11 protein-coding genes are annotated in these 12,825 nt (G+C 68.8%); 6 read left to right on the top strand and 5 right to left on the bottom strand.

Going from position 1 to position 12,825, the window contains the following annotated elements; all coding sequences use genetic code 11:
* The coding region (locus tag MXD60_RS22515; protein ID WP_248821330.1) for a hypothetical protein at positions 1-298 on the bottom strand (298 nt) is incomplete at its 3' end.
* Positions 299-365: 67 nt separating this feature from the next.
* Between MXD60_RS22515 and MXD60_RS22520 the strand changes: the two genes are divergently transcribed.
* From MXD60_RS22520 to MXD60_RS22545, 6 genes are all read left to right on the top strand, one after another.
* Positions 366-659 carry a hypothetical protein gene (locus MXD60_RS22520; protein WP_248821331.1) on the top strand — a complete coding sequence of 98 codons (294 nt, stop codon included), beginning with the start codon at positions 366-368 and terminating at the stop codon, positions 657-659.
* Positions 660-772: 113 nt separating this feature from the next.
* Positions 773-3,166 carry an MMPL family transporter gene (locus tag MXD60_RS22525; RefSeq protein ID WP_248821332.1) on the top strand — a complete coding sequence of 798 codons (2,394 nt, stop codon included), beginning with the start codon at positions 773-775 and terminating at the stop codon, positions 3,164-3,166.
* Between the two features lie 49 nt (positions 3,167-3,215).
* Positions 3,216-4,343, top strand: coding sequence for a sulfotransferase family protein (locus MXD60_RS22530; protein ID WP_248821333.1), 1,128 nt, complete (start codon positions 3,216-3,218; stop codon positions 4,341-4,343).
* A gap of 28 nt (positions 4,344-4,371) precedes the next feature.
* Complete coding sequence (locus tag MXD60_RS22535; protein WP_248821334.1) at positions 4,372-5,619, top strand: aminotransferase class I/II-fold pyridoxal phosphate-dependent enzyme; 1,248 nt, start codon at positions 4,372-4,374, stop codon at positions 5,617-5,619.
* A complete protein-coding gene (locus tag MXD60_RS22540; protein ID WP_248821335.1) occupies positions 5,609-6,454 on the top strand; it encodes an SDR family NAD(P)-dependent oxidoreductase in 846 nt (281 codons plus the stop codon). The genes MXD60_RS22535 and MXD60_RS22540 overlap by 11 nt, the downstream gene beginning before the upstream one ends.
* 29 nt (positions 6,455-6,483) lie before the next feature.
* Complete coding sequence (locus MXD60_RS22545) at positions 6,484-8,472, top strand: DHA2 family efflux MFS transporter permease subunit (protein WP_248821336.1); 1,989 nt, start codon at positions 6,484-6,486, stop codon at positions 8,470-8,472.
* Between the two features lie 28 nt (positions 8,473-8,500).
* Here the strand turns inward: MXD60_RS22545 and MXD60_RS22550 are convergent, their stop codons facing one another.
* From MXD60_RS22550 to MXD60_RS22565, 4 genes are all read right to left on the bottom strand, one after another.
* Positions 8,501-9,304: a tyrosine-protein phosphatase gene (locus MXD60_RS22550; RefSeq protein ID WP_248821337.1), complete on the bottom strand. Its 804-nt coding sequence runs from the start codon at positions 9,302-9,304 to the stop codon at positions 8,501-8,503.
* A 161-nt stretch (positions 9,305-9,465) separates the two neighbouring features.
* On the bottom strand, positions 9,466-9,657 hold the full coding sequence (locus MXD60_RS22555) for an acyl-CoA carboxylase subunit epsilon (RefSeq protein ID WP_248821338.1): 192 nt from the start codon (positions 9,655-9,657) through the stop codon (positions 9,466-9,468).
* On the bottom strand, positions 9,654-11,207 hold the full coding sequence (locus MXD60_RS22560) for an acyl-CoA carboxylase subunit beta (protein ID WP_248821339.1): 1,554 nt from the start codon (positions 11,205-11,207) through the stop codon (positions 9,654-9,656). The genes MXD60_RS22555 and MXD60_RS22560 overlap by 4 nt, the downstream gene beginning before the upstream one ends.
* A gap of 105 nt (positions 11,208-11,312) precedes the next feature.
* A complete protein-coding gene (locus MXD60_RS22565) occupies positions 11,313-12,764 on the bottom strand; it encodes a cytochrome P450 (RefSeq protein WP_248821340.1) in 1,452 nt (483 codons plus the stop codon).
* Between the last annotated feature and the right edge of the window lie 61 nt (positions 12,765-12,825).

Here is a 12,825-nt window from a genome sequence, read left to right on the forward strand (position 1 = left end):
ACCCACACCTTCTGCCCACCAGCCAGTAGAATTGTTGACCGAGCAAGCAGGCTCCCCCTCGACGGCCGGCCCGCACGGCGTTCGGTTTCCCGTAGGTCGCCGCTTTCCCGGCGACTTCGGGAAGCACCAGTTGATCGGAAACGATCCGCCCTGTGAGGATATGACCATGCTGCGTCATCGTCCGGGCCGGGCAGCCTGACACCCGATATTCGACCGTCACACCCAGTGCAGCAGAAAGGGTTTCAGGCGCAGGCAGGCCACCGCCTTCCTGCGGCGACCATACCGTTCTCTGCCCCATTCAGACGTTGCCGTGGTCGAGCTTTCCAGACATCAGATGCTGGTCGGACTCGAGGTGGGAGGCAACGTTGGAGTTCCGCATCCTCGGCCCCGTTGGACTATGGGTTGACAACACCGAACTGGGCACCATCGGATTTTTCCTCCTGATAGCCACTGTGATCACGGTATCGATCTGGCAGCTCGCCGCGACGCGGCGGGCAAAGGTGGTGTTGGCCCGCGAGGGTGAGTACCGCACCATCGCGGACAAGGGAGTACTCGTCCACGAGGCCATCGAGCGCCAGCTCGCCGAGCTGGGCGGCCGACTCGCCGAGATGCACTCCCGGCTGCACGCCCTTGAGCGGGTGCTGAAAGAGGTCGACTGACCCACGGTAGCCAATGCCAGACGGCCGCCGGACTGCCAAAACAGGAAAAGAAAGCGCGAAACCCGTGACCAGACCGGGAAACAGCTTCTCGCCTGCCGAAAGGACTCCAGGTCATGCTGCGCGATGAATCAGACCTGCCGCCGGGCGCACCTGCCGAGGCGCGGGTGCGTCCACCACTGGTTGAACGCGTCGTCGGCTGGTCGATCCGGCGCCGACGAAGGGTCATCACCGGATGGTTGGTGCTCGTCGTGCTGACGGTGCTGGCCAGCGGGGCCGTCTCCGGCGGTGGTGCCAGCTCACACGATCCGGGCGAGTCCGGCCGCGCCCAGCGGGTGCTGCGGGCCGAGCCGAGCTACGAACCCAAGCTCGAGAACGTTCTGGTCCAGGCACGCCAGCCGGGCGGGCCGCTGTTCGCCGACGACCCGGCGCAGCGGGCCGCGGTCCAGGACCTGCTGACGACGCTGGGACGCACTCCCGGCGTGGTCACCGGCCTGCGCTCGCCCCTCGACAGCCCACGGCAGGTCTCGAAGGACCGGCACTCCGGCCTGGTCACCTTCTTCGTCGCCGGCCCCAACAACCAGATGACCCGGCACTACCGGGCCGTGACCGCCGCGGTGGCGCAGGTGAGCGCCCGGCACCCGGACGTGCGGGTGGTCCAGGCCGGCGATCGCAGCCTCGACAACGCGGTCGATGACGCGGTGCAGTCCGACTTCCACCGGTCGGCGACGATCTCCCTGCCGATCACCGCGGTGATCCTTCTGCTGGTCTTCGGGTCCCTCGTAGCCGCCGCCGTCCCGTTGCTGCTCGCTGCCGCGACGGTGGCCGCCACATTCGGGTTGGTGAGCGTGGTCGGCACCTGGGTGCCGGTCAACAGCGCCGCGTCGTCGATGATCCTGCTGGTGGGGGTTGCGGTCAGCGTCGACTACGCGTTGTTCTACCTGCGGCGGGAGCGCGAGGAGCGCGCGGCCGGGCAGGATGTCGCCCAGGCGCTGCGGACCTCGGCGCGGACCTCTGGACGGGTCGTCGTCGTGTCTGGCGTGACGGTGACTCTGTGCGTCGCCGGCCTGCTGTTCACCGGCCTGGACAACTTCCGCGGGCTCGCGGTGGGCACCGCCATGATTGTCGCGCTCGCCGTGCTCGCCTCGGTGACGCTACTGCCCGCGCTGCTGGCCGTGCTGGGCCGGCGGGTGGAGGCGATCCGGCTGCCATTCCTCGGCCGGCGGCGGGCGCAGGCGCGACCGTCCCGGCTGTGGCTGGGGATCGCCGGCGCGGTGGTTCGCCGCCCGCTGCTGTGGGGCGGCATGGCAGCCGTGCTGCTGCTGGTGACGGCGGCGCCTACGCTGGGCATCCACCTGCAGGACGCCGGGCCGACCAACAGCCTGCCGCGCAGCGTCGCCGCTGTCGACGGAGCCGTGCGGATGCAGCAGGCGTTTCCCGGCGCGCCGAGCCCGGCGAAGGTCGTGGTCTCAGGCCCGGTGGACGACGCTGCCCTGGCCACGACGGTCGATCGGCTGCACGATGAGATCGCGGCGAGCAAGGGCCTCCTGAACGAGCCGTTGTCGGTCACTCGGATCGACCAGAGCGTGATGATCCGGGTTCCGCTCGCCGGAGCCGGCACCGACCCGCAGTCCAATCGTGCGCTGGAGAGCCTGCGCGACCGGGTGCTGCCCGCCACCGTCGGCAAGCTCCCCGGCGTCCGGTACGCGGTCGCCGGCAGGACCGCTTTCGCCTACGACTTCACCCATCAGGTGCGCCGGACCATGCCGATGGTCTTCGCGTTCGTGCTGGTGCTGGCCTTCTTCCTGCTCGCCGCGGCGTTCCGTACCTGGACGGTGCCGCTGCTGTCCATCGCGCTGAATTTGTTGTCGATCGGCGCCGCCTACGGCGTGCTGACCTGGGTGTTCCAGGACGGCCACCTGGGCTCCGTACTGGGGTTCACCTCGTACGGGGGCGTGGTCGACTGGTTGCCGCTGTTCATGTTCGTGCTGCTGTTCGGCCTGAGCATGGACTACCACATCTTCATCCTCAGCCGGATCCGCGAGCGGTGGTCCGCGGGTGCGCCGGCCCGGACCGCAACCGTGGACGGGGTCGGTGCCAGCGCCGGAGTGGTCACCAGTGCCGCGACGATCATGACGGCCGTGTTCAGCGTGTTCATCGTGCTCAGCGCGATCGAGTACAAGATGCTTGGGCTGGGCATGGCGATCGCTGTCCTGATCGATGCGACGATCGTGCGCGGCGTCCTGCTGCCGGCGGGGATGTCCCTGCTCGGGGAACGCGCGTGGACGTCCTCGCGCCGCCGGCGATGGCATCACGGTGCCGACGGTCCGCACGATTCCGACGCCGGAGACGCCCCCAGCGTGAGCCAGCGCCGGGCCCCGGAGACTACGGTAGCGCGCGGGCCGGCCGGTGAAATTTGCGAACAATGCATTGTTCCATTGCGGCTACAAATAAGTGCGACACAATGGTTGCCCGCCTTCTCGGCACCTGCGAACATGACTCGTGACTGATCGTCGCTTTTCTAGATACCGCCACCGGTGAATAACGGGAGCGTCCGAAGTGGACACGATCGGAACAGTCCATGATATTCACGCCGCCGCCACGGCCCTGACCGGGCTCACCGATTTTGGCCCGCCCGACTATCACGAGGGGCTTGACGTCATCCTGGCCGCGTACCAGGACGAGGCAGACCTCACTCCGCTCGGCGTCGCGATGGCCCGCGACGAGTTGCGCGACATTCTGGTGGCCCGATTGTTCAGCGAGGCCGGCTGGCGACGCCATCCGGAGTACGCCGAGGTTCTGGTCGAGCGACCGGTATTCATCGTCGGCATGCCCCGGACCGGCACGACCACGTTGCACCGGCTGCTGACCGCCGATCCGGCCCACCAGGGCCTGGAACTGTGGCTGGGCGCGGCACCGCGGCCCCGCCCGCCGCTTCCGACCTGGGCGAAAGACCCGATCTTCCAGCTCGTCCAGGGGGCGATCCACGGATTCCTGGAGCAGAACCCGGGCTATCTCGGTATCCACAACCGAGACGCGGCGAAGGTCGAGGAATGCTGGCTGCTGACCCGCCAGTCGATGCTGTCGGCCTTCTTCGAATTCACCGGGCACGTGCCGACCTACTCGAACTGGCTGGCCGAGCAGGACTGGACCGCCGCCTACGAGCGCCACCGGCGCAACCTGCAGCTGATCGGGCTGCCCACGCCCGGTCGCACCTGGATACTCAAGTACTCCGGCCACCTGCTGTGCCTGGACGCGCTGCTGGCCACCTATCCGGACGCGCTGATCGTGCACACCCACCGCCGCCCGGCCAGCACCGTTCTCGGCTCGGCCTGCAGCATGGTGAGCAGGCTCGCGGCGGGCAAGTCCACCAGTTTCCGCGGTGACGCCATCGGCCCGGCCCTGCTGGAGCTGGCCGAGCGCGCCCTGACCCGTTTCGCGGCGGACCGCGCCCGCCACGACCAGGACCACTTCCACGACGTGGAGTTCGACGACTTCACCGCCGATCCCCACGGTGTCGTCGCCGGGATCTACGCCCGGCTCGGCCGCCCGGTGACCGAGCCCGCCCGCGCCGCCATGGCCGAGGTGCTCGCCGAGGACGACCGGTTGCGGTCCCACCGTTACGACCTGGCCGAGTTCGGCGTCACCGCCGAACAGGCCGACGCCCGCCTCGCGGCTCTGGTCTGACCGCCCACCACACCGAAGCGAGGACATCATGACGATGACGGCGCCCGCCGGGACGACGGATGCGGCACTGTCCCGCTGGGGCTTCTCCGAATGGATCACGCGAACTCGACAGACCGGCGAGTTCATCGACACCCCTGAGCTGGAGGGGCGCAATGACGCGGTCATCAGCGTCGACGGCCGCCCGATGCTCAACTTCGCGGGCATCGGCATCCTGGGCTGGCAGCACGACCCGGGGGTCCGCCGGGTCTTCGCCGCGGCGGCGGCCGAGTACGGCCTGGTCGTCGGCGGTTCACGGCTGGTCCAGGGCATCTCCCGACCGCACCTGGCACTCGAGACGCTCGTGGCCGAGATCACCGGTCACGACAAGGCGCTCACCTTCGCCACCGGTCTGTTGGCCAACCTCGGTTTCGTCCACGCGATGAAGGCCCGGTTCTCCTTCGGCGGCGAACCCGGGGTGGACAACGCCGACATGGTCCTGGTGCTCGACTGGGACAGCCACTGGAGCATGTGGAAGGCCGCCGACGGGTTCAGGTACGGACGCAACCTGTTCGCCTTCCCGCACAACGACGTCGCGGCGCTGCGAACGCTGCTGGCCGAACTTGGCGGCCGGCGGGTCGTGGTCGGTTTCGAAACGGTCTACTCGTCCGACGGCTCGATGGCCCCGGTGGGTGCGATCCTGGATGCCTGCGAAGAGTTCGGGGCGGTCAGTTTCGTCGATGATGCTAACGGGTTCATGGCCTACGGAAACGGCGGGCACCGGTTCGCGGACGAATACGAGGCGCTGCGCCGTGCCACCTTCCGGATGGTGTCGTTCGGAAAGGCCGTCGGTCTTTCCGGCGGCGCCATCGCCGGGCCGGCGGACGCCATTGACGCCTTTCGTTTCCTGTCGGGGGTGTCGATCTTCACGACGAACATCCAGCCGCCGACTGCCCAGGCCGTCACGCACGTGCTCGAGCGGATGCGACGCGACCCGTCGGTGATGGAGCGCTATCTCGACCGGATCGACCGGCTGCGCGGACGGCTGGCCGCGATCGGGTGCTCCCTCAATCCCACACCGACGTTCGTCATCTCGATCGCCGTTGGTTCCAACGAGACGGCTGTACGGGTGCGTCGGGACTTTCTTGAGCGCGGCTACCTGGTGCCGATGTTCGTCTATCCGGCGGTCCGGAAGAACGAGGCGGTCATCCGCCTGCTAGTGAACGATCGGCTCTCCGACGAGCAGCTCGACGGTTTCGTCGACACGCTGGCCGAACTGCGGACGATCCATGGCTTCTGACACCGCCCGGCCGGTCGCACTGGTCACCGGATGTTCGAGCGGCATCGGGGTGCGCTGCGTCCCGGCGCTGGTCCGGCGGGGGTTCCACGTGGTCGCCACCCTGCGCGACCTGGGCCGTCGCGCCGCACTCGACGAGGTCACCGACGAGCACGTCACGGTTCTTCGGCTGGACGTGACCGATCCGCGGACGATCGACGAGGCCGTCGCCGCCGTCCTGGCCGCGACCGGCCGCATCGACGTCCTGGTCAACAACGCGGGGACGGCGCCGCCGAACTTCGTCGAGGAGGCACCGCTGGCACAGTGGCGATCGGTGTTCGAGACCAACCTGTTCGGCCAGGTCGCGGTGACCAACGCCGTCCTGCCCACGATGCGGGCACAGGGCCGGGGCCGGGTGGTGATGGTCTCCAGCGTCGGCGGGCGGGCGCCGACGCCACTGCTCGGCGTCTACTGCGCCTCGAAGTTCGCCCTCGAGGGGTATGCCGAGACCCTGCGCCTGGAACTGCGACATTCGGGCATCGACGTCGCCGTGGTCGAACCGGGCTCCTACCGCACGCGCATCTACGACACGCCGCTGCTGCACGCGCCCGTCCCCGTCGATTCGCCCTACGCGGACGACTTCGTCCGGCTGCGCGCGTTCTACCGCGACTACATCGCCCATCACCTGCGCGACCCCGACGAGGTCGCGGACCTGGTCGCGGCCCTGGCCGCCCGGCCGCGCCGACGCCTACGCCATCCGGTCGGCACCGACGCCTGGATCAAGCTCGCGCTGCACACCCTGCTCCCCTGGCCCGCCTACGAGCGGCTGACCCGGCGACTGATCGGCCTGCGACCGTAGGCCGCCCGTCGCGATGACGAGGAGCGCCGATGACATCGACCTCGCAGCGACCCGGCGTGGAGACCGCGCCTGGTCCTGACCGTGTGACGCCGAGCGGGCTGTCCGCCCGGCGGCGGCAGGGGGTGCTGGCGGTCTGCTGTCTGAGCGTCTTCGTCGTGGCGATGGATGCGACGATCCTCAACGTCGGCCTGCCATCGATCAGAAGCGACCTACACGCCACCGACGCCAGGTTGCAGTGGACGGTCGACGCCTACAGCCTGGTGCTGGCAAGCCTGTTGCTCCTCGCCGGCTCGATGGGCGACCGGTTCGGGCGACGGCGCGTCTTCCGCACCGGTCTGACACTGTTCTCGGTGGGATCCCTGCTGTGCGGCCTCGCGCCTGGCCTTGGCTGGCTGATCGCCTTCCGGATGATCCAGGCGGTCGGCGGGTCCATGCTCAACCCCGTCGCCCTGGCGATCATCACAAACACCTTCACCGACCATCGGGAGCGGGCCCGCGCGATCGGCCTGTGGGCCGCCGTGGTCGGGCTCAGCCTGGCGCTGGGGCCGGTGCTTGGCGGACTACTGATCGACACGGTCGGCTGGCGGTCGATCTTCTGGATCAACGTGCCGGTCGGAGTCCTCGCGGTGGTACTCAGCGGCCGGTATCTGCCCGAATCGCGGGCGCCGCGGGCCCGCCGGTTCGATCCCGCGGGTCAGGCGCTCGTTGCCCTCACCTTCGTCGCCCTCGTGTTCGCGATCATCGAGGCGCCGAGCGCCGGCTGGACCGCGCCGCGCACCGCCGCCACGTTCCTCGTCGCCGCGCTGGCCCTGGCCGGGCTGGTCTGGTGCGAGAGGCGACGTGCGGAGCCGCTGCTCGAGCTGCGGTTCTTTCGCAGCGCACCGTTCTCCGGGGCCACCGCCATCGCGGTCTGCGGCTACGCGGCGATGGGCGGATTCCTCTTTCTGAACACTCTTTATCTCCAGGCGGTGCGGGGCTACTCAGCCATCCATGCCGGCCTGCTCACGCTGCCGATGGCGGCGATCGCCGCGGCGACGTCGCCGGTCTCCGGGCGACTGGTGGCCCGCCACGGCCCCCGCCCCGCCCTTGTCGTCGCCGGGATCGCGATACCAGCCAGCGGCGTCGTCCTGCTCTCCTTCCTGGGCACCAATCCGGGCCTCGCGCCGATCATCTGCGCGTACGTGTTGTTCGGCGTCGGATTCGGGATGGTCAGTGCGCCGACCACGAACGTCGCCGTCTCCGGGCTGCCGCTCGCCCAGGCCGGCGTGGCGGGAGCCCTCGCCGGTACCAGCCGGCAGCTCGGGCTGTCGCTGGGCGTCGCCGTCTTCGGCTCGGTGGCCGCGCGCCACGTCGCGGGTGGTCCAGGGACGGCAACCATCGATCCGACCAGCGCCGCCCCCTGGTGGATCATGATCTGCTGTGGGTTGGCCATCGCGGCCCTCGGCGTTCTCACCACCGGCCGCTGGGCGCACGACACCGCTGCCCGCACCGCGGCGCTTCTCACCCCCCATCCGGCGGACGGCCGGTCAGCTCGTCTCGTGACAGCCGGTCCCGATCAGCGGGATACTCGACCTGGATCCAGATCGTCGAGCGGATCGGGGACTTCGATGCCGATCACCACCGGCTTCAACCACGTCGCCACCATCACGGCGGACCTGGACAGACTCATCAAGTTCTACATTGACGCGTTCGACGCCGCGATCACCTTCGAGATGGCGGCCCGGGATGACCATCCGCGGCTGGTCATCCTCGACCTCGGCGGTGGCGCCGCCCTGAACGTGTTCGAGGCGCCCGCCAACGAGATCATCGGCGATCGGCGCCGCCAGGGCGGGCGGGGCCCGATCGACCACTTCGGCCTCGCGGTCGACTCGCTCGCGACCCTGGAGGCGACCCGCGACCGGCTACGCGAGCTGGGCGCCCACACCGGCGAGATCCAGCGGCTCGGATCCGAATGGTCCTTGTTCTTCCGCGACGTCGACGGCATGGAGCTGGAAGTCTGCTGCCACATCGATCGGTGATGCTGAGGCCCCCCCCTTCTCCGGTGCGTCATCCCAGCTGCGGCCGGGCAAACATCTGTTCGTCGGGGTGAACGAGCAGCTCGCGCCAGCGGCGGATTTCCTCGGCGTCGGCGCCATTGGCGAGGAGAAATCCGGCAACTCCCCCGTCCGCGCTGTCCAGGACGTCCAGGACGCTGCCGATGATCCGAGGGTCCAGGGCCGGCGCGGCGCGCATGCCGCCGTCGGCGGAAGGCGTGCCGCGCAGGGCCGCGTATTCCGCCCGGCGGTCCATCGCCGCCCGGACCAGATGGATCCGCTGTCCGGTCGCCAGGTAGTCGGCAATGATCGCGTCCCGCTCGGCGCCCGCCGCGGCGAGGAGGACCGCCACGACGATACCGGTCCGGTCCTTGCCGGCCGCGCAGTGCACCAACGCCGGCGTTGACCCGCCGGACACCAGAAACCGCAGGACGCGGACCACGCCGGCACCGGCCGCCTCGAGCATCAGCGCATACAGCCGGGCCAGCTCCTCGCCGGCCCGATACCGCAGCGCCGCCGGCTCGATCATGCCGGAGAAATCAACCAGCGGTTCGTGTAGCCAGCTGATATCGAGTTCCGAGAACCAGTCGGCCGGCCGCGGATTCTCGAACGGCGCCCGCAGGTCCACGACGCCACGCAGGCCTACGTCATCCCGCAACAGCGCGATGTCCTCGGCCGTCAACGCGTCAAGGCTGTCGCCCCGGAGCAACACCCGCGGCCGGACAACACCCCCGGCCGCGGGCAGCCCACCCAGGTCGCGGACGTTGTGCGCGCCGGCAAGGCTGATCCAGAGTGGCTCGTTCCGCGTGGCGGCCATCTCAGGACACCGCGTCGGGTCGGTGGTCCAGCACTGTGGAAGTACGCATGCGTTCTGCCCAACCAATCACGGGTCGATGGCATCGCGCCGATGGCGATGCCTCTGTGCGGGGTGCGGCGCGTGACTCCCGCCGCATGAATCCGAAAGGTGTCGGAAAGGTGCTAGCGGTCCCGCCAGGAGACGCTCGAGGAGCGACGTGGCCCGGAGGCTGTCCACGCCGGCCGGCCGCCCTTCCCGGTGAGATCCCCGCCGCGGGCGGGGAGCGCCCGCAGGACCACCACCAGCGCGGCGAGTTCGCTCGCCGTGGGATGGCCGCGAACCACCCGCAGCACCGCCAGCTCGGAACTGGTCACTGCGGCTGGTTTCCGTGCTTGCGCGCGGGCAGCGCCCGATGTTTGTGCCGCAGCATGGCGAGCGATCGGATCAGTGTCTGCCGGGTGTCCGCCGGGTCAATGATGTCGTCGACCAGGCCCCGCTCCGCCGCGTAGAAGGGATGCATCAGCTCGTCGCGGTATTCGGCGATGCGTTGGGCCCGCCGGCCGGCCGGGTCGTCCGCCGCCGCGATGTCCCGCCGAAAGATGATGTTGGCTGCGCCCTCGGCTCCCATTACCGCGATCTCGTTCGTCGGCCACGCCAGGGAAAGGTCCGCGCCCACCGATCGCGAATCCATCACGATGTAGGCACCGCCGTAGGCCTTTCGCAGGATGACCTGCACCCGCGGTACCGTCGCGTTGCAGTAGGCATACAGCAGCTTGGCGCCGTGCCGAATGATCCCCTGATGCTCCTGCGCGACGCCCGGCAGAAAACCCGGCACATCGACCAGGGTGACCAGCGGAATGTTGAAGGCGTCGCAGGCCTGGACGAACCGGGCGGCTTTCTCGCTGGCCTCGATGTTCAACGCGCCCGCGAACGCGGCCGGTTGGTTCGCGACGATCCCGACGGTGGACCCGTCCAGTCGGGTCAGGGCGCATACGACGTTCGGTGCCCAGGTCTCGTGGATCTCGAAGTAGTCACCGTCGTCGACGATCTCCTGGATCACCGCTCGCATGTCATAGGAGCGGTATCCCTCGGCGGGCACCATATCAAGCAGGCGGGTGGTCAGGCGATCGGCCGGGTCGGTGGTGGCCACGGTCGGGGGCAGCTCGCGATTGTTCGCCGGTAGCAGTGACACCAGGTGCCGGACGTTTTCCAAGCAGGTCGGTTCGTCATCATAGGTGCAGGCCGACACCCCGGACAGCGTGGCATGCACGTCGGCGCCGCCGAGCCCTTCATGGCTGACGGTCTCCCCGGTCACCGCCTGGACGACGTCCGGCCCGGTGATGAACATCTGCGATATCCCACGCACCATGAAAATGAAGTCCGTCAGTGCCGGCGAGTAGGCCGCACCCCCGGCGCACGGGCCGAGAATGACACTGATCTGCGGTATGACGCCGGAGTTCCGGGTGATCTGCTGGAAGATGCCGCCGTAGCCGGCCAGCGCGGTGACGCCCTCCTGGATCCGCGCACCGGCGCCGTCGCACAGTCCGATGACGGGGACGCCGGCCGCCGCCGCCATCTCCAACACCTTGATGATCTTCTCCGCGTGCGCCTCACCGAGCGCGCCACCGAACATCTGGAAGTCGTGGGCGTAGACGAAGGCCGTACGGCCTTCGATCGACCCCCAGCCGGTGATGACGCCGTCGGTGTGCGGCCTCCTGTGCTCGATGCCGAAACCGCTGGCCCGGTGCCGTCGGAACATCTCGATCTCGTTGAAGGTGCCGTCGTCAAGGAGGTAGTCGATGCGTTCCCGCGCGGTCCACTTGCCCTTCTTCTTCTGGGCGGTGGTGGCCACGCTGTCCAGGCCTTCACGTATTCCACTGCGGAGCGCGGCGACTTCGTCGGCCGCTTCTCGAAGTCGGTTCACAGGAGTCACGTCAGCCCACTCTCATCATTCGGCCGGTCCGTCCGGACCGGCCGTCTGGTGGTGCCTTCCGCGCTTACCGGCGGGTATCGTCGCCGACTTTGCTGATCACTGCCCGATACCGCCGGTCGTCCACCGCGCGCGGTCGGCGGATGACCGACGGGCCAGTGTCATCGTGAAGCCAGCCGGCTTGAGGGTCAGCGTCTGGCGCACGTTCAGGGTGTAGTTCGCGTGATCGAGTAGGCGGTACCGGTGAATGAGCAGTGCCAGGACCAACATGCCCTCGTGCATCGCGAACTGCTGCCCGATGCAGGAACGCTGCCCGGTGCCGAACGGCTTGTACGAGTGCGGTGGCCGCTGGGCCATCTGCTCGCGGCTGAACCGACTGGGATCGAACAACTCGACGTTGTCACCCCACACCGGATCGCGGTGCAGCATGGCCGTCACCACACTGATCGTCTCGCCGGCCCGGACCGGGTAACGGCCCGCCAGCAGGGTGTCGCCCAGTGGGCGCCGGTCGAACGACGGCGCGGTCGGCCACAGCCGCAACGCCTCCTGCAGAATCTGCCGGAGGTAGGGAAGTTTCCGGACCTCGGCATACGTCGGTTCAGGATTCGGGTCGCTACCAAACGCGGCATCGACCTCCTGCTGGGCCAGGTGGAGCGTCGCCGGGTTCTTCATCAGATAGAAGAGGGCGAAGGACAGCAGCCCGGACGTCGTCTCGTGGCCGGCGATGAGAAAGCTGATCACCTGGTGACGGACGTTCAGATCGTCGAGCAGTTCCCCAGTCCGCGAATACGGCGAGGTCAGCATGAGGTCCAGCAGGTCCTTCGGGCCGGTGGTGGGGAGGGACCGCCGGGCTTCGATCACCTCGTCGACAGTCTCCGCCATGGTCACGCAGTCAGCCTGGTACTGCCTGGTCAGAGCTGGATCCTCGGCACCGGGAGCCCAGCCCACCCGTAGCCGGCTGTAGGTGAGAGCTCCGTTCATCGCGCTGACGAAGGGATGCGGCTCGTCGCGTGTGAAGGAGTCGAGATCGTAGCCGAAGCCGGCCAGGCCAATGGTGTCCAGCGTCATTCTGGTCAGGTCGGCCGGCACGTCGATCGAGGTGGCACCCGCCCCTTCGGAGCCGGCCGCCTGGTCCCACCGGTCAAGCAGCCGGCGCACCGCACGAAGCATGAATGTGTGGTAGCTCCGCAGACCATCGACCGCGAACGCGGGCCGCAGGATGGTGTGCGCCTTGTGCCAGTTCGCCTCCTCCGTATAGGCGGTGAACAAGCCGTCCCCGATGTACTCGCGGGCAAAGCGCAGGCCGGCGCCGAGGTCCTTGCCGAAACGTGCGTCGTCGCAGACGTCCGCCACCAGTTCCTGAGCGGAGATGAGCAGCGGTGCGTAGTCCTCGCTGATACGCCAGCGGTAGATCGGCCCGAGCCGGCGGGCCACCCGGACACAGGCCAGGCTGTACCCGTCATCGCCGAATTCCGCTGGGCTGACTGTCGCGGCTGGTATCTCGTCGGGAGCTATCAGCGCGGAAGGGGCGCTGGCGGCCCTGGCTGCCATGATGACGTCCTCTCTTGTCGAGGATGTGACGGCCGCAGATCGCTCGGCGTCAGCGAGCGGG

Source organism: Frankia sp. AgB32 (assembly GCF_023243045.1).
Lineage (GTDB): Bacteria > Actinomycetota > Actinomycetes > Frankiales > Frankiaceae > Frankia.